Raw genomic sequence first — 18,754 nt, 5'->3', positions numbered from 1 at the left:
TGTATGTGATCTGCTTTGCGGGCAAGATCGAATATGAACCCGATCGGAGGATGCCATGTCGATTCCACGTCGCAGCTTTGTCGGCCTGTTGGGGGCAAGCGCTGTAGCACCTCGCGCTCTTTGGGCGCAGGATGACCCTGTCTACGATGCCGTACGTTCAACTTTGTATGGTAGTCGGACCGATTTCGAAGCCGGGATGGCGTTCCTGACCGCGCGCGGCAACCCGGACGTTGTGCCCGCGCTTTTGACGGCGATGCGCTATGGCAGAAGGCGAGAGCGAGACATTGCCAAAGTCATGGAAGCGTTGAGCGGCGCGCGCCACGGCACGGACTGGTTCGAATGGATGCTATGGCAAGAACGGAACGCTCAGATTGTACCTCATCCATCTTTGATACCGTTCAAACGCGAAGTTCTTTTGGGCATCGATCAGAACTTCGATGTTTTCCTGAAACCCGAATATTTGCAACGCGACAAGATGAAGATTCGGCTGGAAGAGATCAGTTGGGGTGGTGTGCTCAAGGACGGTATCCCTTCGCTGGACAATCCCAAGCTGATCCCGGCGGCGCGGGCGGACTACATGAAAGACGACGATCTGGTCTTTGGCGTCTCGATCAACGGCGATGTACGCGCTTATCCGCTGCGCATCATGGGCTGGCACGAGATGTTCAACGAGGTGGTCGGAGGCGTTCCGGTAGCACTGGCCTATTGTACGTTGTGCGGATCGGGGATTTTGTTTGAAACGCAGGTCGAGGGGCGGCGGAAGCCGTTTGTATTTGGCTCGTCCGGGTTCCTGTATCGGTCGAACAAATTGATGTTCGACCGTGAGACGCATTCGTTATGGAACCAGTACACAGGTAAGCCCGTGGTCGGACCGCTGGTCAACAGTGGGATCGAGCTGAAGCAGCGTCCTGTGGTGATCACCCGCTGGGACAGCTGGAAGGCGTCGCATTCAGATACGCAGGTGCTGTCGCTCAGCACCGGTCATCGGCGCAACTATGGCTCGGGCGTTGTGTATCGCGATTACTTTGCCTCACCCGATCTGATGTTCCCGGCCTTGGTCGATCAAAGTCGGCATCGCCAGAAGGACTACGTGTTCGCCGTGCGCCAGTTCGGCGCGGCGCGGGCGTGGCCGTTGGACGCGTTCAAGGGCAAGCCGGTGATCAACGATGCGATTGGCGGGCGGGCACTGATGCTGATGGGCGACCCGGACAAGCGCAGCGTGCGCGCCTACGAGCGTGGATCGCGCCAGTTCCGCGCGACCACCGATGGCGGGCTGCTGGACGAAACGGGCAACAAGTGGCGCGTCACCGAAGAGGCACTGATTGGCCCGGATGGCGCAGAGTTGCCGCGCGTCGCGGGACATATCTCGTATTGGTTTGCCTGGGACAATTATCTGGGCGACGCAGCCAGCGTTTACGGACGCTGATCAAGAATGTTCCTCGGCCGCTGTAGCGGCCAGCGCGCGGTTGTAAGCTTTCAGCGCGTCGATGTGATAGAGCGCGCCAACGGGGTTTTCACAGCCGTCCTTGTCGATGATCACCACCGGGATGCAAGGGATGTCATCGCGGTCGAAATATGGCATCGCGGCCTCAAGCGTGGCGCTGGCCTTGACGCATAGGCCTTGTTCGATCAATGCCTGCGCGTCTTCCTTGGAGATCGAACGCGCGTCCCCCAGCGGGCGCATCACTGCGCCTGCGCGCAGCATTGCCAGCAAGTAGGCCTGCGGCCCGGCGGCAAGGTGCACATTGCGTCGTTCCAGCTGGGTCAGGAAGAAGGACCGGTCCACAAGGCGCGAGGCCAGCGCAGTGGACATCGAGACCGAAACCATCACGGCGAGGCCGATCTGCCAGTCTCCGGTCAATTCAAACACGATGAGCGTGGTTGAGATTGGTGCGCCCAGCACCGCGGCGGCCACCGCGCCCATCCCGGCAAAGGCATAGAGCGTATGGGTGCCTGACACATCTGGCAGCAATCCGGTGGCGATCAGGCCGAAGGCCAACCCGGTCAGCGCTCCGATCATCAATGAAGGGGAAAACACACCACCACCCATGCGACCGCCCATGGTAATCGCCACTGCGACGGTTTTGATGACCGCGAACAGGATCGCGGTCGTCAGCACGAGGTCCCCGGTCAAGGCACGGATCGTGGTTTCGTATCCCACGCCGATGATGTGCGGAAACCAGACCGCCAACAGGCCGAGCATCGCGCCCGAAACACCGGGGCGCAGCCAGCGCGGCAGAGACAAGCGGTTTTGGATATGCGTGCCGATATCCTCGGCGAAGAAGATCGATCGCATCAGCAGCAGCGAGACCAGCCCGCAAATCAGGCCTAGGATCAGGAAGGCGGGCAGCTCGACATAGAATTGCAACGACCCGGGCGTATCCAGCGTGAATTCGGTCACGTCACCATAAGCCAGCCGGTTGATCACGGTCCCCGCGACCGAGGCGATGACTATGGGCGCAAAGGCATGAACGGCGAAGTGGCGCAGCACAACCTCAAGCGCAAACAAAGCACCGGCGATGGGGGCGTTGAAACTGGCCGAAACTGCAGCGGCCACAGCGCAACCCAATAGGTCGCGCCCGGTGATGCCGTCGGCGTGGATACGGTCGCTGACCCAAGTCGAGATGACCCCGGCCATATGCACAACAGGTCCTTCCCGCCCCGTGGATCCGCCTGAGCTGAGCGTGATCAGCGAAGCGAAAAAAGATGCGATACCGGCCTTCTTTTCGACCCGTCCATCAGTGATGGCCGCACCCTCGATCACATCAGCTACCGAACGCACACGGCCATCATCGGTATACCTGTTCAGGATGATCCCGACGACCAACCCGCCGACCACAGGTGTAAGGAAAATCCAGAGCCAATGCAGCTTCTCAGCATGGCTGTGCAGGAATAGGATATCTTCGGTGTTGTAGAGATAAGCCTGCAACGACGAGATCGCCATCCGGAATCCCAGCGCCATGAAGCCTGCAGCGATCCCGATGACCAGAGCAATAAACCAGAACTGAATCTGGCTGGGGCCACGATGAAGCATTACCCGCCATGCATCCCGCAGCGCCGAGAGGGCTTGATTGAGCTGATTGCGCAGCACGGTGCGGGTCGATTGGGTCATTGGCCCTCGTTGGGGTGGTCGCCTGACCCTTAGTAAGCCACGCGCGCGCCGTAGAAAAGTCGGTTCACGACAAGATGCTCACAGAATGCGCGTCATGCATCCAACAGGGCACGGGCAGCGGCGCGTGCCTCATCCGTAATGGTGTCGCCTGCGACCATCCGGGCGATTTCGTCGACGCGGTCGGGGTCGGCCAGCGGGATCACGGTGGACAGGGTCTGATCGCCGGTGACCTGTTTCTGCACCCGCCAGTGATGCGCCGCCCGTGCGGCCACTTGCGGCGAGTGGGTGACGACCAGCACCTGCCCGCCCTGCGCGAGTGCGGCCAGACGGCGGCCCACCGCGTCCGCCGTGGCACCGCCGACACCGCGGTCAATCTCGTCAAAGATCATCGTGCGGGCACTGTCTTCGCCCGTTAGGCAGACCTTAAGCGCCAGCAGAAAGCGGCTGAGCTCGCCGCCCGAGGCGATTTTGTTGAGCGGCCCTGACGGCGCCCCCGGGTTGGTGGCGACGGTGAAGGCCACCGCGTCGATGCCTTCGGGGCCTGCGTCGGTCGCGGTGACCTCGGTCCGGAACACGGCGCGTTCCATTTTCAGGGGCGCGAGTTCAGCCATTACTGCGGTGTCCAACGCACTGGCGGCCTTACGGCGCGTTTCGCCGAGTGCGGTGGCCGCGTTGTCATACGCAGCTTGTGCCGCGTCCACAGCAGCGCGTTTGTTGCTGAGGTCGGCGTCACCTGCATCCAGCCGGTTCAGGCGGTCGCGCAAGGTATCGGCGAAGGTGCCCAGATCATCGGGGGCCACATCGTGTTTCCGTGCCAGCGCGCGAATGGCAAAGAGGCGTTCCTCGGCCTGTTCCAGTTCCGCTGGGTTAAAATCGAGCGCTTGCAGACAGGCGTTGACCCCATCCTGCGCCTCGCCCAGTTCGATCAGGGCGCGACCCAGCGCTGCAATGGGGCCTTCCAACTGGCCACCCGCATTGTCCGACACGCCTTCCAGCCAGCGCACGGCATCGGCCATCGCGCCCTCGGCCCCGTCGCCGCCCAGCAAGGCAAAGGCACGGGCCACGTCGTCGCGAATCCGTTCGGCCCCTTGCATCATGCGGCGGCGGGCGTCGAGATCTGCATCCTCGCCCGGCTGCGGGTCAAGCTGATCCAACTCGGCAACGGAATGACGCAGGAAATCTTCTTCGGCACGCATAGCCTCCAGCGCTGCCTCAGTCTGCGCCAGAGCTTTGCGGGCGATGGACATCTGGCCCCACGCGGCACGCACGGCGGCCAACTGATCCCCTGCCCCGGCATAGGCATCCAGCATTGCGCGATGCCCGCGCGGGTTCAGCAGGCCTCGGTCATCATGTTGGCCGTGCAGTTCGATCAGAGTTTCCGACAGCGCCCGTAACACTTCGCCCGAACAACGGCGGTCATTGACCCATGCAGTCTTACGTCCCTCGGCCGTGTTGACGCGGCGCAGGATCAGCTCCTCGCCACCGGGCAGACCCGCCTCGGCCAGAATCGAATGGGCAGGGTGATCGTCAGGCAGTTCAAACTCGGCCACAACTTCGCCCTGTGCGGCCCCCTGACGAACCAGCTCGGCGCGCCCGCGCCAGCCCAGCACAAAGCCCAGCGAATCCAGCAAGATCGACTTGCCCGCGCCGGTTTCACCGGTCAAAGCATTCAAGCCCGGCTGAAACGTCAGCTCCAGCCGGTCGATGATCAGCATGTCGCGGATATCAAGGGCGCGCAGCATCGGGTCTTTAGCGTCCCAAGCCTTTAGCCATGGCCGTTACAACCACTCACCCTTGACGGTCTGGCGATAGATCGTGCTGAGCCAATTGTTACCTCGGCTCTTTAGATCGAGACCACGCGACGTCAGCAACGTGTACCCCGCGTCGTACCATTCCGAGGACTGATAGTTGTAACCCAGAATCGCACCCGCGGTCTGCGCCTCGTCCACCAGTCCCAGCGCCAGATACGCCTCGATCAGGCGATAGAGCGCCTCGGCGGTATGAGATGTGGTCTGAAAATCTTCGACCACCACGCGGAATCGGTTGATCGCCGCAGTGAAGTGATCCTGACGCAGATAATAGCGCCCGATCTCCATCTCTTTGCCAGCCAGATGGTCGAAGGCAAGGTCGAACTTCAGTACGGCAGATGTGGCATACTCACTGTCTGGGTAGACTTCGATCACCGTGCGCAGGGCCTGCAGTGCCTGAAAGGTCAGCCCCTGATCACGGCCAACTTCGTCGATCTGATCATAGTAGCTGAGCGCCAGAAGATACTGGGCATAGGCGGCGTCTTCGTCAGTGGGATAGAAATCGATATATCGCTGCGCGGCGGCGCGGCTTTCTTCATAGTTCTGGTCCGAATGGAATGAGAACGCCTGCATGATCAGCGCACGTTTCGCCCAATCGGAATAAGGATAAAGCCGCTCTACTTCAGAGAAATACCAAGCCGCGTCGTCCGAGCGATTCTGCGACAGCTCGTATTCACCGCGGGTGTAAATCTGTTCAGGCGTGAAACCTTCGAGGTTTTGGCTGCGGTCTGCCCCACGGTTACCAAACAGACCTCCGGCATTGCCACATGCCGTCAAAGTTGCTGCCAGAAGAAGCGCACCTGCGATTCTGACTGCCGCTTTGCTGCCAACCATTCCGCCCATCCTTGTCGTCTACTTAGCGGGAATTACCCCTGATCGGGCCTCGGTCTAGCACATAAAATTCCAGTGCAAAACGCCTTATCCACCCTCATGGCGCAAATGTCGTCAGAGTTGATCAGATCACGCAACCTGCGGGATTTCGCTTCGCACAAGGCCCTGGCCGGGCAGACGCGCGGCTTGTTCAGGGGTACAAAGGATCGGTCGCACAGCGCCCGGTGTTTCGAACAGTTTGCGCAGCAATGTGTTGGTCATCGAATGCCCCGACTTCTCGCCGACAAAGCGCCCCAGAATCGGACCGCCTGCAAGATAGAGATCACCCAGAGCGTCCAGCATTTTGTGGCGCACCGCTTCATCCGTGTGACGGAAGCCACCCGGGGTCAGGACTTCGTCGCCCTGTACGACTACGGCATTGTCCAATGTGCCGCCCAAGGCCAATCCGTTTTCACGCATCGCTTCGACATCTGTGCGGCGGCAAAACGTGCGACTGTCGCAGAGTTCACGCGCAAACGAACCATTGCGCATGTCCAAAACCTTTGTCTGGCTTCCAATGGCGTCATCTTCGAAATCGATGTGAAACTCGATCTCCAGACCTTCCGCAGGCGCGATCGATGCCTTTGCGCCCTCTCGTTCAACAGAGACGGGCTTAAGCACCTCATAAGCTAGTACCGGACTAGCCTGACGGCGAACGCCTTTGGCCATGATGCCCTGAACAAAGGCCACGGACGAGCCATCCATGATCGGGACTTCGGGACCATCGATTTCAATCAGTGCATTATGCACACCACATCCGGCAAGTGCCGCCATGATGTGTTCCACAGTCGATACCGACACATTCGCATCGTTAACCAATCGTGTGCAAAGAGGCGTCCGCTCAACAACGTCATAGATTGCGGGGATCAACGCATTGCCCAGCTCGATATCAGTCCGTTTGAACCAGATTCCATGACCTGCCGCTGCAGGCTTCAGAACCATCGTCGCAGGCTTGCCGCTATGCAGCCCAGTGCCCACAAACGTGACTGAAGATTTGAGCGTATGTTGCAATGTGAGCCTCGGTGAGTTGTGTCCAGCCTATCAGGGGCTGTGTTGCACCCTCAACTAAGGAAGGGGGCGTTAAGGCTCAACTCACCTTTTGCAACCGAATGAAACATGAATGTGACACATCGGCAAATCCCTGCTTACACCAGCTCAACACTTTGTGTTTCCACAAAAAAGGGCCGCGCGATGGCGGCCCTTCGGGATGATTTTGTTACCGCGATCAGTTGGCCTGACGCCGTAGGAAGGCGGGAATTTCGATGCGCTCCTGATCAGGATCGGCTTCATCCTGAACAGGTGCCGTTGCGTCAACCGACCGCATCGCAGGCTGTTGGCGTACCGGTTGAGCGGGCGTATCGGCCGCATGGCCGGTCATCCGGTCAATCAATCGGTTGAAGCCAAAACGCGGGCGATCCTCGGTCGCTTGCTGCGGCTGAGGGGCCGGTTCGCGAGGTGCCTCAGGCGTCGGACGCAGCCGGTTCGAAGGTACTTTCTGAACTGCGGCCTGCAACCGCTGCATCGCTTCTGGAGACGGTGTGCCGGGGGTCTGGGCACGCGGTGCGTCGTAGGTGTCGACTGTCTCTTCGACTTCGGGTTGCGGTTCGAACTGCGCCACCTGAGGCTGATAGGCGGGCGGAGGCAGCCCGTCATCGTCCTGCTCGGCAGCGGGTTGTTCTTCTTGCCAGCCTTCATTGAACTCGACATCTTCGATGGACTCGAAGAGCGTGGGCGCAATGTTGTCCTCAGCCGGGGCCTCATCTGCAGCGATTTGTTCAGGCGTGGAGTCTTCTGCCGAAACCGTGCGTGTCAGCGGAGCCGACATCGAACGGCGGGCGACCGGTACATCTTCGCTTTTCTCGCTGGCATCGATACCGGTGGCAACGACTGAAACGCGCATTCCGCCTTCCATCTCGGTGTCGAGGGTCGAACCGACAATGATATTGGCCTCCGGGTCCACTTCCTCGCGGATGCGGTTGGCGGCCTCGTCCAGTTCGAACAAGGTCAGGTCGTGCGCACCGGTGATGTTGATTAGCACACCCTTGGCACCCTTGAGGCTGATTTCGTCCAACAGCGGGTTGGCAATGGCCTTCTCGGCTGCCTGAATGGCGCGATCTTCACCGGTCGCTTCGCCTGTGCCCATCATCGCCTTGCCCATCTCGTCCATCACGGCTCGAACGTCGGCGAAGTCGAGGTTGATCAGACCCGGACGCACCATCAGGTCGGTTACGCCTTTGACGCCCTGATACAGGACATCGTCGGCCATCGAGAACGCCTCGGTAAACGTTGTCTTTTCGTTGGCCAGACGGAACAGGTTCTGGTTCGGAATGATGATCAGCGTATCAACGACTTTCTGCAGCGCATCAACGCCGTCTTCGGCCTGACGCATACGCTTGGCGCCTTCGAACTGGAAGGGTTTGGTGACAACCCCAACGGTCAGGACACCCAGCTCCCGCGCTGCTTGCGCGATGATCGGGGCTGCGCCGGTGCCTGTGCCGCCACCCATGCCGGCGGTGATAAAGCACATATGCGCACCCGCTAGGTGATCGACGATCTGTTCGATGCTTTCTTCAGCTGCTGCAGCACCCACGGTCGGACGCGCACCTGCACCTAACCCTTCGGTGACTTTGACGCCCAGCTGCACCCGCGCCGACGAACGGCTTTGCTGCAGCGCCTGTGCGTCTGTGTTGGCGACGACAAATTCTACGCCGTCCAACTGTTTTTCAATCATGTTGTCGACAGCATTGCCCCCAGCGCCGCCAACGCCAAATACGGTAATCCGAGGCTTGAGTTCGTCGTGCCCGGGCATCGAAAGATTTAATGTCATGCTCTGTCCGCCTGTTTTTTATGTTGCCGCAAAATGCGGTTTTTCTGACCTATCCACAGTCGATTTTACTGTGTCATTTCGGAAACGTCACCAGAAAAATCGCACGAATCCACAAAATATGGAGGAAATAAGGCAGCAAACAGCGGCATTTCGCTGTTACCGCGACATGTTGCGGCGAAAGACTCATGCGCTACTACACACGGAAAGACCCCGCCCACCTTGAGGGGGGTGTAAAACTTTTAGTCACTCGTTTGGTCGCGGAAAACTGCTCAATGTCCTGCCGCTGGGCCTCTGCCGGGCCTTGAGCCTTATTTTGCGGCAATTTGGCAGTTGCCGCAACTGATTTCTTTAGCCTACCGGGGCACTTGGGCAATTCAGGCCATCTTCAGAGATGCTACGGACCTCTTGCGTTTCGCTGCCGACGAAGCGCGCCAGCCGCACCATCAACCGGTCATTGTACAGGTAGGGCCACCAGCAGACTGGCAGGCCATCGGGCGCATCATCGTACAGAAAACAGATCTGGCCATTTGGCGTGGTGATCTGGCCATAGACACAGCCCCGCCCCTCCATCCGCCAGACCGAGAGAGTCGGGCTGAGGAATTCCTCGGTCCCGACCAACATACCGCTTCGGATTTCATGGAAGGTGATCGTTTTGCCAACGACGGCGCTCAGAAACGCCTCTGGCGTAATCAGGGTTTGAGCCGGGGCCGCAGCGGGCCCAAGGGCCGCGCCAACGGCTGCACCACGCAGGGCATTACCAATTGTCACGGAACCAGCGCACGGCGCGCTTGAACGGGCGCGCGGCATAGGTGTCGACCGGGATCTCAAAATCCCACCATTCGTCCTGAGGATGCGCCGCAAACAGGCTAAGCCCCACTGCCGAAGAAAAACCGGGCCCGGTCGCGGATTGCGGCAGGCCATGAACGCGCAGCGGGCGGCCCAAACGAACACGCTGACCCAGAATCCGGCTGGCAAGCCCGTCTAGCCCCATGATCTGGCTGCCACCACCAGTCAGAACGATCTGCTGGCTTGGCAGGTGGTCGAAACCGGCAGCGTCCAGACGAGTACGCACCTCTTCGAGAATCTCCTCGACGCGGGGGCGCATGATGCCGATCAACTCGGCTCGGCTGACGGTACGGCGGTCATGCTCCCAATCGCCAGTATCGCCACCGATGTCGATCAGGTCGCGATCATCGGCTCCGGTCGCGTGAACGCCACCGTTAAAGGTCTTGATCCGTTCGGCCACCGCTGCGGGCACGCCGAGGCCCATCGAAATGTCGCTGGTCACGTGATCCCCGCCCATGCGCACGCAATCGGCATAGATCATGTGTTTCTTCATGAAGATCGAGATGCTGGTGGTGCCGCCGCCCAAATCGATACAGGCCGCGCCCAACTCCTGTTCGTCCTCGACCAATGCGGAAATGCCCGAGACATAGGCTGAGTTCGCAATCCCTGCCAGCTCCAGATCGCAGCGCTTGATGCAGCGGACGATGTTCTGGATCGCCACCGCATCGACGGTTAGCATGTGCATATCCACTGCAAGGCTCTGCCCCAACTGTCCACGCGGATCGATTAGTCCCGAGCGGTTGTCGAGCGCGAAATTCACCGGTTGCGCATGCAGTACCTCGCGCCCTTCGCCGTAATCGGGCACGTCGCAGGCGTTCAGGACACGACCGACCTCGGCTTCGGTAACCAATTGGCCTTCCAGATCAACCTGCGCATCCAGCCCGTAGGAACGCGGGTTCGCCCCTGAGAAGGATGCAATCACGTGATCGACGCGGATATCGGCCATCTTCTGCGCCGCCTGCAGCGCGGTGCGGATGGCGCGCTCGGTTTCCTGCATCGCGGTAACCTCGCCGAACTGCACCCCGCGCGAACGGGTGGTCGCAGCGCCAATGACCCGGAAACCGGTTTGTCCGGCCATCGAGCCGATCGAGTTATCCTCGGACAACCGCCCCGTCCCGTCGAAGCGCAATACAAGGCAAGCGATTTTGGAGCTGCCGACATCCAGGATAGCAACTACACCGCGTTGCATTGCCTGTCGGCGCATCTGCCGCATAGCCCTTTGGGACTGATAAAGATCGGTCATCATGGTCGTTACTGCCCGCTACTCACATCTACTTTTGTGTTCCACCAGTCTTCGCTGGCCGTTTTGTTCATTCGGATGGTTGGTCGCTGCCCCAGTCGCATGTCGACCACGGCCACGTCACGTTCTAGAAGGTCCTGCACCTCGTTCACCGCCAACACGCGTTCCAGCGCGCGCGCCGGACGTTCGGTCGGCAACATGATGCGCTGGTTGCGATCCAGCACCAGATCCCAGCGCCGTTCGCCAACGCGCACCAAACCGCGAACGCGGTCGCCCAAGCTGCGGGCAGTGGTCAGGATTTGCAGCGCCTCGGGGACATGTTTGTTCGCGCCCTTCCCTGCGATCAGTGGCAGGGCTGCGTGATCGGCGCGTGCTGAAACACGGTCAACATGAGCTCCGGTTTCATCCAATAGCTCGATCCCGTCTCGGGTGCGCCAGACGATGACCGGCTGGCGTTCGACCACATCAACCTGAAGAATCCCGCCAGGGCGAATGCGTACGGTTGCCGATTTCACCGGGTCAAGCCCGGTGATGGTGTCGCGGATCAACTCCACATCCAGATCCCACGAACTGAGCGGGAAATCGAGCGGCACGATCTCGCGGATATCCTCAGACAGTGCGGTTCCTGCCCCATCGATGGCCATCAGGTTGACCATGAATTCGGGGCGCTCCTGGATCGAGGTCTTGATGTCGGCGATATAGGTGCTGACCGCCTCACGACGTTCTTCGGCGGCAAAGAAGCCACCCACCAAACCAACGACGGTCAGAACCGGCAGGCCAATTTTTAGCCCGCGCCGGATGCCGGGGGTGAGCATCCAGCGCTGAAAGCGGTAGCTGAGGCGCGAGGGCGCGGGGTCCACGTTGCGCGCGCGGCCAAAAAGACGCGCCCCGCGCAAATGCAGCTTAGGTTCGGTTTTGGGCTCGGGCCTTGGCGCGGCGGTGAAATCGGCATCCGGCCCCGCCAACGGTTTGGTCCGGTGAATCACCGGCGCGCGGGTGGCGGTCAGCGGTCGCATGAGGCGTCCTCCACCATCCAGGCGCAGAGCTGGCCGAAACTGATGCCAAGATGCTCGGCCTGTTCGGGCACCAGCGAAGTCGGCGTCATGCCGGGCTGGGTGTTGGTTTCCAGCAGGAACAGCCCGTCGGCACCCTTGCTGTCATCCCAGCGGTAATCGGTGCGGGACACGCCGCGACACCCCAGCGCATTATGCGCCTTCACCGCATAGTCCATGCAGCGGTCAAAGATGTCCTGCGGAATGTCAGCGGGCAGCACATGCCACGAGCCGCCGGGCTTGTACTTGGCATCATAATCGTACCAACCGCCATCGGTCATGATCTCGGTCACCGTCAGGGCGCGATCGCCCATCACGGTCACGGTCAGTTCACGGCCCGCGACGTATTTCTCGACCATCACCTGATCAGGCATCGCCTCGTCCAGTTGCGGCGGGCCGTTGGCATTTTCATGCACGATGTAGATGCCGACGCTGGAACCTTCGTTGTTGGGCTTGGCCACATAGGGCGGCTCCATCACATGGACCTCGACCACCTCGACCTTGGGAACGATCAGGCTGGGTACGATAGGTAATCCTTCGGCGGCGTAGACCTCTTTGCTGCGCTGTTTGTCCATCGCAAGGGCCGAAGCCAGCACGCCGGAATGCGTGTAAGGAATGCGCATCCATTCCAGTAGCCCCTGCACACAGCCATCCTCGCCCCAGCGTCCATGCAGGGCGTTGAACACCACATCGGGTTTGATATCGGTAAGGCGAGCAGCAAGGTCCGGACCTGCGTCCAGTTCGACCACTTCAAAGCCTTCTCCCACAAGGGCGGCTGCGCATTCGCGCCCAGAGCTGAGAGACACCTCGCGTTCCGCCGAGGGGCCGCCCATCAACACCGCCACTTTGGGGTTTGTCCTGCTCGACATACCCAATGTGCGCCTCAATGTCCCCGGACCTTATGTGGTGGTCCGTACTGCGTTTATGCCTTTGATCCGTCGTCCTAATTTGCCTGTTATGGTCTGACGGTCGGGGCCTTATTCTTCCAGCGGATCACCGACCCGCATGATTTCCCACTCTAGCGTGATGCCGCTTGTTTCGTAAACCTTTTTTCGCACCTCTTCGCCCAGACCTTCGAGGTCTGCGGCGGTGGCGTCGCCTGTATTGATCATGAAATTCGAGTGTTTGGGACTCATCTGCGCGCCACCTTTTGTGGCCCCGCGCATACCCGCGTCATCGATCACTTTCCACGCCTTGAGGTCATGCACATCGTCCGCGCGCCCAGTCGACGAGAACCCGGCTGGATTACGGAAGGTCGACCCGGCGCTGCGGTCCTTGGTGGGTTGAGTTTCGTCGCGCTTTTTTAGCTGCGCCTCCATGCGAGCGTGCAGCTCAGCTGGATCGCCCGAGGGGCCTTGAAGCGTCGCCGAGATCAGCACCGCGCCTTCGGGCAGGTCGGACTGGCGATAGCGGAAGCTGAGGTCTTGCGGGGTCAGGTCCACGATCTCTCCGGCGCGGGTGACGACGGTAGCCTTTTGCAACACATCCGCCGTATAGCTGCCGTAACAGCCCGCGTTCATGCGCACGGCCCCGCCGATCGAGCCTGGTATCGTGCGCAGGAAAGTCAGGTCCACACCTCCATCCGCTGCTTTACGCGCCACATGCGCATCCAGCGCGGCGGCACCCGCGCTGACGGTATTGCCCTCGACCGAGATGCCATTGAACCCGCGCCCCAATCGGATCACCACCGCCCGCAGACCACCATCACGGACGATCAGATTGGATCCGACACCCATGGGAAAGATGGGAACATCCGCAGGCAGATCACGCAGAAACGACTGAAGGTCTTCGGTATCGGCGGGTTGAAACAGATAATCCGCTGGTCCGCCGACGCGCAGCCAGGTGAGTTCGGAAAGAGAACGCGCCGCGGACAGGCGGCCACGGACGTCGGGCAGTTCGCTCATGCGCCTTCCCGCGATGCAAGGCTGCGCCCGCCTACTCCACCCATGATCACCGCAAACAGGAAGGGCAGGACCGCACCGGTCAGCCAGACGAAGGGTCCGAACGCCTGTTCTTCTTCTCCTGTTCCGACACCGGCCAGCACTATGATCAGTACCAGACCAAGGGCCGAGGTCAGCCCGATCAGCCACAGCAGTGCCTTGAGGCCGATCCAGCGCGCGGCGACAAAACCCGCAAGCGTCCCGAGGATCAGGGTAATCAGCGGCAAATAGGCGAAAGTGGCGATGTCGACCATGGGGGCCTCCTGAAAATGGCCAGTTACTTGTTCGCCGCCTTCATGCCCTGCATTTTCGCCTTTGTCCAACGGGTGAGGTAAATCACCGGCCAACGCAGAACTGACATACCTGCCGCCAGAACCAGCAGCCCGATCCATGGACCATTTTCATAGGTGACATAGCCTAGGATGGGGACGCCAACGGCGATCAGGAAATAGGCGCGCCGCCAATGGTTGTCCTTGCTGGGCAACATCGCCAACACGTTGGCGACAACACCCCACAGACCGGCAAGCGCAATCGACCAGTTCATTCCGACACCTCTTTACCCGTCCACTTGCGCCAGTAGTAGCGGATCGGGTTGCGGTACATCGAAACAAAACCGCCAGCAGCCAGGACTCCGACGAACCAGCCATAGTCTAAACTCAGCCAAAGAATCAGAGCAGGCGCGCTGGCAAACAGTACAACACCCGGTGGGAATTGCAGGTGCATCGGCAGCATCGCCACAATGGTGGAAGCGAAGACCCAGACGCAGGCGAGTATGAGCGACAACGCCACGAGGTTAGCTCGCTTTGGCGATTAACCGGTCAGGCAAACCGTTGGCCCAGGTACTGATCGTACCTGCGCCGAGGCAGACAACCATATCGCCCGGGCGGGCCTGTTCACGGACAAGGCGGGCGAGGTCTTCTTCGTTCAAGATCGCGCGCGCGTGGCGGTGGCCGTGGCGGATCAGGCCCTGCACAAGATCGTCACGGCTGGCACCTTCGATCGGATCTTCGCCTGCGGCAAAGACCTCGGCAATAGCGACCACGTCGGCGTCGTTGAAGCAGGTGCAGAAATCGTCGAACAGGTCGGACAGGCGGGAATAGCGGTGAGGCTGGTGGACGGCGATAACGCGGCCCTCGGTGGCCTGACGTGCGGCCTTGAGAACGGCGGCGATTTCGACCGGATGGTGGCCGTAATCGTCGATGATGGTGACGCCGTCAATTTCTCCAACCTTCGTGAAGCGGCGATTGACGCCGCCGAAATTGGCCAGCGCGTCGCGAATTTCCGAAGCTTTCATGCCCAGATGACGGGCCACGGCCACGGCAGACAACGCATTCGAGACGTTGTGATCGCCGGGCATCGGCAGGGTACAGCCCTCAATCACCTTGTCTTCGTGGCGCAAATGGATGTCGAAATGGGCAACGCCGCCCTTATAGGTCAGGTTTTCGGCCCGCACATCGGCCTGTGCGTTGAAACCATAGGTGCGCACGCGGCGGTCGGAGATGCGGCCAACAAGCGCCTGCACCTCGGCATGATCTGTGCAGCAGACGGCCAAGCCATAAAACGGCAGGTTCGAGACGAACTCGTAAAACCCGTCGCGCAGTTGGTCGAAATCGCCCCAGTGCTCCATATGCTCGGGGTCGATATTGGTGACGATGGCGATGGTTGCAGGCAGGCGATTGAATGAACCGTCGCTCTCATCCGCTTCAACCACCATCCATTCGCCCTGCCCCATGCGGGCGTTGCTGCCATAGGCGTGGATGATGCCGCCATTGATGACTGTGGGGTCGAAATCGCCGGCAACCATCAGTTCGGCCATCATTGTGGTCGTGGTCGTTTTTCCGTGGGTTCCGGCGATGGCAATATTCGAGCGCAGCCGCATCAGTTCGGCCAGCATATCGGCGCGGCGGACAACCGGCAGGCCCTGCGCGCGTGCTTCGTCCAGTTCCGGGTTCCCCGGTTTGATCGCGGTTGAGACCACGACTACGGCGGCGTTCTGCAAGTTCTCCGAACGCTGGCCTTCGAAAATCTCAGCACCCAGCCCAGCCAGCCGGTCAGTAATCTTCGAGGTTTTCAAGTCCGAACCTTGTACACGGTAGCCAAGATTCAAAAGCACCTCTGCGATACCCGACATCCCGATCCCACCGATGCCCACGAAGTGGATCGGTCCAACGTCCTGCGGCAGTTTGGTTGCTGGATTCATGAGGTCTCCTTCTGCGCCAGTTGCTCGACAAGGGCGACCAGACGCTCGGTGGCGTCCGGTGCCCCGACCGATAGCGCGGCATGGGCCATTTGCTGTGCGGCTTCGGGGTTGGTGAGAACCGTGGTCATTTGCTGTGTCAGCGCGGGAACGTCAAGGGCGTTTTCGGGGATCATGATCGCCCCACCTGCCTGAACCAACCCACGCGCGTTGGCTGTTTGATGATCTCCGGCAGCCGTGGCAAGCGGGATCAAAATCGACGGACGGCCAATCACGGAAATGTCGGCAATACTGGAGGCACCCGACCGGCTGACAACCAGCTGCGCGTCGGACATGCGGCGAGGTACGTCATCAAAGAAAGGCTGTACATCGGCGCGTATGCCGTGATGGGCGTAAAAGGCCTTGACCCGTTCACGATCCTCATCGCGGGCCTGATGCGAGACTCGGATGTACCCGCGCAGATATTCAGGCAGCGCAGCGATGGCCCCCGGCACCACGTCACTGAGGATACGTGCGCCCTGTGAGCCGCCCATCACCAGGACGGACATCGGGTACTCCCCAGGCGGGATATAGGGGGCAGCAGCGCGTTCAAGAACGGAGGCGCGAACCGGGTTACCAGTGTGTATGCCCTTGGACCCTTCAGGCAGATCGGTGGGCCAGACACCACAGGCCACTTGAGCCACACGCGTGGCAAACAGTTGGTTTACCCGGCCCAGAACGCCATTTTGTTCATGGATCATACGCGGCAGCTTCAGCAGGATGGCCGCGCCCAGCGCCGGTATCGACGGATAGCCGCCAAAGCCCACCACCACATCCGGCTTGTCACGCATCATCTGCGCAGCCATGCTAGTGACTCCAGCAGCAATCTTGGGTCCAACCAACATCTTGGCCGCTAATCCGCCTCGGGCGAAGGTGGCCGAGGATGCCTCGACAATCTCGACGTCTGCGGGGAACGCGCCGGTATAGCGCGCTCCGCGCGGGTCGGTGGACAGGCGCACACGCCAGCCTTTCTGCAGCATCGCCTCGGCCAACGCCTGCGCAGGGAACATGTGGCCCCCGGTGCCACCTGCTGCGATTAGTAGATAAGGTTTGCCCATCAGCCTCGTCCGCGCAGAATGTCGCCTAGCTCGCCCTGCGGGCGGGTTCGGGTGAAGGCCAGCAACATGCCAACCGCGATGCCGCCTGCAATCAGGGACGATCCGCCATAACTGACAAACGGCAGCGTCATGCCCTTGGCGGGCAGAAGACGCACAGCGACGCCCATGTTGATCATAGCCTGCACGCCGAACATGCAGGCCAGACCAGTGCCAGCCAGACGGATGAACATGTCGCGTTCGCGCATCAGCCGCAGCAGCGAACGCACAACGATCAGCGAGTACAGCGCGATGATAATCAGCACCAGAATCAGCCCGTATTCTTCGGCCGCGACCGCGATGATGAAATCCGTATGCGCATCAGGCAGAGACCACTTGACCTGCCCCTCACCCACGCCGACGCCGAACAGGCCGCCTTCGCGGATAGCATTGGTGGCATACCCAAGCTGAGTGGTCGGATCGAGTTCCTGATTAAGGAAACCATCGATACGACGGGCAAAGTGCTCGGAATTGGAATAGGCAAACATGCCGCCCAGAACGACCGCCCCGGCCATGCCGACCAGCAATAGCATCGGGGCTCCGGCAACAAAATACATCACACCCCAACCAAAAAGGATAAGGCAGGCCTGCCCGAAATCGGGCTGCATCACCAGCATTGCCACGATGGACATACACAGTGCAAAGGACCACAACCGCCCCGGCGGGCCGTTGATTTCCTGTGATGCGGCCAACAGCCATGCGGCCACCACGACAAAACCGGGCTTGAGGAACTCGGATGGCTGCAACGAGGCAAAACCCAGCGAATACCAGCGCACCGCGCCTTTGCCAAAGTCTGTACCGAAGACCGGCAGGAAGGCCAGCGCCACGAACGAGGCCAGAAAGCCCAGAATCGCCAGCCGCCGCACCAGTGTCGGCGACATCATTGAGGTCAGCAGCATCGCGACCAGCGCCAGCCCGCCAAAGATCGCCTGACGTTCTACATAGTGGAAAGGATCGAACCCGTTACGCCCCGCTAGTGGCGGCGACGAGGCTAGCCCCAGCAAAAGCCCGATGACAAACAGGATCAGGACGCAGGACATCGTCCAGCGATCAATCGTTCGCCACCACTTCGGAAGAATCGGTTCTCCGCGCTGGTCCTGGACCGCGCCATACACCATCTCAGTCATGAGATACCGCCACTATCTGCCTCGTTAACGTCCCGTTTTTCGGGATCTGATTGAGAGTCTACAGGGATTTTTACATTTGGGCTAGCAGAATGACAGGCAGAACTGGAATTCCGGAACAATGAGCCGCCGTTGACAAACGCGCATGCATTCAAGCAGCGCATGCTGCCTGTTCTGATCGACGGCCCGTTGAGGCTCGGTTTGAGTTCATCCAACTATCAACCGCGCCCAACGTCATTGTTCAAAAAGTAAATCGTCAGTCTTTGATGGGGTATCTGTCAGGCTCTTCAAACACATCGATCACTCGGGAACCCGCCTTGATGCGCCCGCCATGCTCCACTCCGGCTGGGATAGAATAGCTGTCGCCGGGCAGATAAACTTTCGTCTCTCCGCCAATGGTGAGTTCAATTTCTCCTTCCACCACCGTACCCCATTGGGCACCATGTGAATGTAGTGGGAGTTCCATTTCTTTAAGAAAAGTAAAAAAGGCGACCAAACCAGCATCAGATCGAATGACTGCCGTCTGCACGACGTCTTCGGGAAATGGCACGTCTAGTCTTGGAAAGTCGGTAATGAAGTTTGGAAAGCGCATATTTTTGTCCCTT

Annotated in this window: 18 protein-coding genes; 1 reads left to right on the top strand and 17 read right to left on the bottom strand. The window is 60.2% G+C overall.

The genetic code is table 11. The features are described 5' to 3' along the window. Nucleotides 1-55: 55 nt before the first annotated feature. A complete protein-coding gene (locus ACRZ9U_RS04335; protein ID WP_170401353.1) occupies nucleotides 56-1,426 on the top strand; it encodes a DUF3179 domain-containing protein in 1,371 nt (456 codons plus the stop codon). Here ACRZ9U_RS04335 and ACRZ9U_RS04330 read toward each other — a convergent pair whose 3' ends face one another. From ACRZ9U_RS04330 to ACRZ9U_RS04250, 17 genes are all read right to left on the bottom strand, one after another. Further along, nucleotides 1,427-3,112 carry a chloride channel protein gene (locus ACRZ9U_RS04330; RefSeq protein ID WP_170392011.1) on the bottom strand — a complete coding sequence of 562 codons (1,686 nt, stop codon included), beginning with the start codon at nucleotides 3,110-3,112 and terminating at the stop codon, nucleotides 1,427-1,429. Nucleotides 3,113-3,204: 92 nt separating this feature from the next. Continuing rightward, on the bottom strand, nucleotides 3,205-4,854 hold the full coding sequence (gene recN, locus ACRZ9U_RS04325; protein WP_170401355.1) for a DNA repair protein RecN: 1,650 nt from the start codon (nucleotides 4,852-4,854) through the stop codon (nucleotides 3,205-3,207). Between the two features lie 36 nt (nucleotides 4,855-4,890). Beyond that, nucleotides 4,891-5,754, bottom strand: coding sequence for an outer membrane protein assembly factor BamD (locus ACRZ9U_RS04320; RefSeq protein WP_170392015.1), 864 nt, complete (start codon nucleotides 5,752-5,754; stop codon nucleotides 4,891-4,893). Nucleotides 5,755-5,880: 126 nt separating this feature from the next. Then, a complete protein-coding gene (lpxC, locus tag ACRZ9U_RS04315; RefSeq protein ID WP_170401357.1) occupies nucleotides 5,881-6,801 on the bottom strand; it encodes a UDP-3-O-acyl-N-acetylglucosamine deacetylase in 921 nt (306 codons plus the stop codon). Nucleotides 6,802-7,015: 214 nt separating this feature from the next. Then, nucleotides 7,016-8,617 carry a cell division protein FtsZ gene (gene ftsZ, locus ACRZ9U_RS04310; RefSeq protein ID WP_170401359.1) on the bottom strand — a complete coding sequence of 534 codons (1,602 nt, stop codon included), beginning with the start codon at nucleotides 8,615-8,617 and terminating at the stop codon, nucleotides 7,016-7,018. 348 nt (nucleotides 8,618-8,965) lie between these two features. Continuing rightward, a complete protein-coding gene (locus ACRZ9U_RS04305) occupies nucleotides 8,966-9,385 on the bottom strand; it encodes a hypothetical protein (protein WP_170401361.1) in 420 nt (139 codons plus the stop codon). Beyond that, nucleotides 9,372-10,706 (bottom strand): cell division protein FtsA, encoded by a 1,335-nt coding sequence (gene ftsA, locus ACRZ9U_RS04300; protein ID WP_170392023.1) that lies wholly within the window; start codon nucleotides 10,704-10,706, stop codon nucleotides 9,372-9,374. Before ftsA ends, ACRZ9U_RS04305 begins: the two co-directional genes overlap by 14 nt. An 8-nt stretch (nucleotides 10,707-10,714) precedes the next feature. Continuing rightward, nucleotides 10,715-11,719, bottom strand: coding sequence for a cell division protein FtsQ/DivIB (locus ACRZ9U_RS04295; protein ID WP_170401363.1), 1,005 nt, complete (start codon nucleotides 11,717-11,719; stop codon nucleotides 10,715-10,717). After that, nucleotides 11,707-12,624 (bottom strand): D-alanine--D-alanine ligase, encoded by a 918-nt coding sequence (locus tag ACRZ9U_RS04290; RefSeq protein WP_170512292.1) that lies wholly within the window; start codon nucleotides 12,622-12,624, stop codon nucleotides 11,707-11,709. The genes ACRZ9U_RS04295 and ACRZ9U_RS04290 overlap by 13 nt, the downstream gene beginning before the upstream one ends. Before the next feature lie 108 nt (nucleotides 12,625-12,732). Continuing rightward, nucleotides 12,733-13,659, bottom strand: coding sequence for a UDP-N-acetylmuramate dehydrogenase (gene murB, locus ACRZ9U_RS04285; protein WP_170401370.1), 927 nt, complete (start codon nucleotides 13,657-13,659; stop codon nucleotides 12,733-12,735). After that, nucleotides 13,656-13,949: a hypothetical protein gene (locus ACRZ9U_RS04280; RefSeq protein WP_170401372.1), complete on the bottom strand. Its 294-nt coding sequence runs from the start codon at nucleotides 13,947-13,949 to the stop codon at nucleotides 13,656-13,658. The genes murB and ACRZ9U_RS04280 overlap by 4 nt, the downstream gene beginning before the upstream one ends. A gap of 23 nt (nucleotides 13,950-13,972) precedes the next feature. Then, nucleotides 13,973-14,239 (bottom strand): DUF2484 family protein, encoded by a 267-nt coding sequence (locus ACRZ9U_RS04275; RefSeq protein WP_170392032.1) that lies wholly within the window; start codon nucleotides 14,237-14,239, stop codon nucleotides 13,973-13,975. After that, a complete protein-coding gene (locus ACRZ9U_RS04270) occupies nucleotides 14,236-14,484 on the bottom strand; it encodes a DUF2484 family protein (protein ID WP_170401374.1) in 249 nt (82 codons plus the stop codon). The genes ACRZ9U_RS04275 and ACRZ9U_RS04270 overlap by 4 nt, the downstream gene beginning before the upstream one ends. Before the next feature lie 4 nt (nucleotides 14,485-14,488). Next, on the bottom strand, nucleotides 14,489-15,895 hold the full coding sequence (gene murC, locus ACRZ9U_RS04265) for a UDP-N-acetylmuramate--L-alanine ligase (RefSeq protein WP_170401377.1): 1,407 nt from the start codon (nucleotides 15,893-15,895) through the stop codon (nucleotides 14,489-14,491). After that, nucleotides 15,892-16,989, bottom strand: coding sequence for a UDP-N-acetylglucosamine--N-acetylmuramyl-(pentapeptide) pyrophosphoryl-undecaprenol N-acetylglucosamine transferase (locus ACRZ9U_RS04260; RefSeq protein ID WP_170401380.1), 1,098 nt, complete (start codon nucleotides 16,987-16,989; stop codon nucleotides 15,892-15,894). The genes murC and ACRZ9U_RS04260 overlap by 4 nt, the downstream gene beginning before the upstream one ends. Then, on the bottom strand, nucleotides 16,989-18,152 hold the full coding sequence (gene ftsW, locus ACRZ9U_RS04255; protein WP_170392040.1) for a putative lipid II flippase FtsW: 1,164 nt from the start codon (nucleotides 18,150-18,152) through the stop codon (nucleotides 16,989-16,991). Before ftsW ends, ACRZ9U_RS04260 begins: the two co-directional genes overlap by 1 nt. 253 nt (nucleotides 18,153-18,405) lie before the next feature. Continuing rightward, nucleotides 18,406-18,741, bottom strand: a complete 336-nt coding sequence (locus tag ACRZ9U_RS04250; RefSeq protein WP_170392042.1) for a cupin domain-containing protein — start codon at nucleotides 18,739-18,741, stop codon at nucleotides 18,406-18,408. Between the last annotated feature and the right edge of the window lie 13 nt (nucleotides 18,742-18,754).

It is taken from the genome of Ruegeria sp. D7 (assembly GCF_056534355.1).
The sequence above is the reverse complement of the archived record's forward strand: the minus strand, read 5'-3'. Positions and strand labels throughout refer to the sequence as shown.

Excerpts from the sequence above, each read along its gene's own strand:
- ACRZ9U_RS04250 (WP_170392042.1), bottom strand. The coding sequence starts at position 18,741 with ATGCGCTTTCCAAACTTCATTACCGACTTTCCAAGACTAGACGTGCCA.
- ftsZ (WP_170401359.1), bottom strand. The coding sequence starts at position 8,617 with ATGACATTAAATCTTTCGATGCCCGGGCACGACGAACTCAAGCCTCGG.
- ACRZ9U_RS04280 (WP_170401372.1), bottom strand. The coding sequence starts at position 13,949 with ATGGTCGACATCGCCACTTTCGCCTATTTGCCGCTGATTACCCTGATC.
- ACRZ9U_RS04330 (WP_170392011.1), bottom strand. The coding sequence starts at position 3,112 with ATGACCCAATCGACCCGCACCGTGCTGCGCAATCAGCTCAATCAAGCC.
- ACRZ9U_RS04275 (WP_170392032.1), bottom strand. The coding sequence starts at position 14,239 with ATGAACTGGTCGATTGCGCTTGCCGGTCTGTGGGGTGTTGTCGCCAAC.
- ftsA (WP_170392023.1), bottom strand. The coding sequence starts at position 10,706 with ATGACCGATCTTTATCAGTCCCAAAGGGCTATGCGGCAGATGCGCCGA.
- ACRZ9U_RS04320 (WP_170392015.1), bottom strand. The coding sequence starts at position 5,754 with ATGGTTGGCAGCAAAGCGGCAGTCAGAATCGCAGGTGCGCTTCTTCTG.
- recN (WP_170401355.1), bottom strand. The coding sequence starts at position 4,854 with ATGCTGCGCGCCCTTGATATCCGCGACATGCTGATCATCGACCGGCTG.
- ACRZ9U_RS04260 (WP_170401380.1), bottom strand. The coding sequence starts at position 16,989 with ATGGGCAAACCTTATCTACTAATCGCAGCAGGTGGCACCGGGGGCCAC.
- ACRZ9U_RS04290 (WP_170512292.1), bottom strand. The coding sequence starts at position 12,624 with ATGTCGAGCAGGACAAACCCCAAAGTGGCGGTGTTGATGGGCGGCCCC.
- ftsW (WP_170392040.1), bottom strand. The coding sequence starts at position 18,152 with ATGACTGAGATGGTGTATGGCGCGGTCCAGGACCAGCGCGGAGAACCG.
- ACRZ9U_RS04335 (WP_170401353.1), top strand. The coding sequence starts at position 56 with ATGTCGATTCCACGTCGCAGCTTTGTCGGCCTGTTGGGGGCAAGCGCT.
- ACRZ9U_RS04295 (WP_170401363.1), bottom strand. The coding sequence starts at position 11,719 with ATGCGACCGCTGACCGCCACCCGCGCGCCGGTGATTCACCGGACCAAA.
- murC (WP_170401377.1), bottom strand. The coding sequence starts at position 15,895 with ATGAATCCAGCAACCAAACTGCCGCAGGACGTTGGACCGATCCACTTC.
- murB (WP_170401370.1), bottom strand. The coding sequence starts at position 13,659 with ATGAGCGAACTGCCCGACGTCCGTGGCCGCCTGTCCGCGGCGCGTTCT.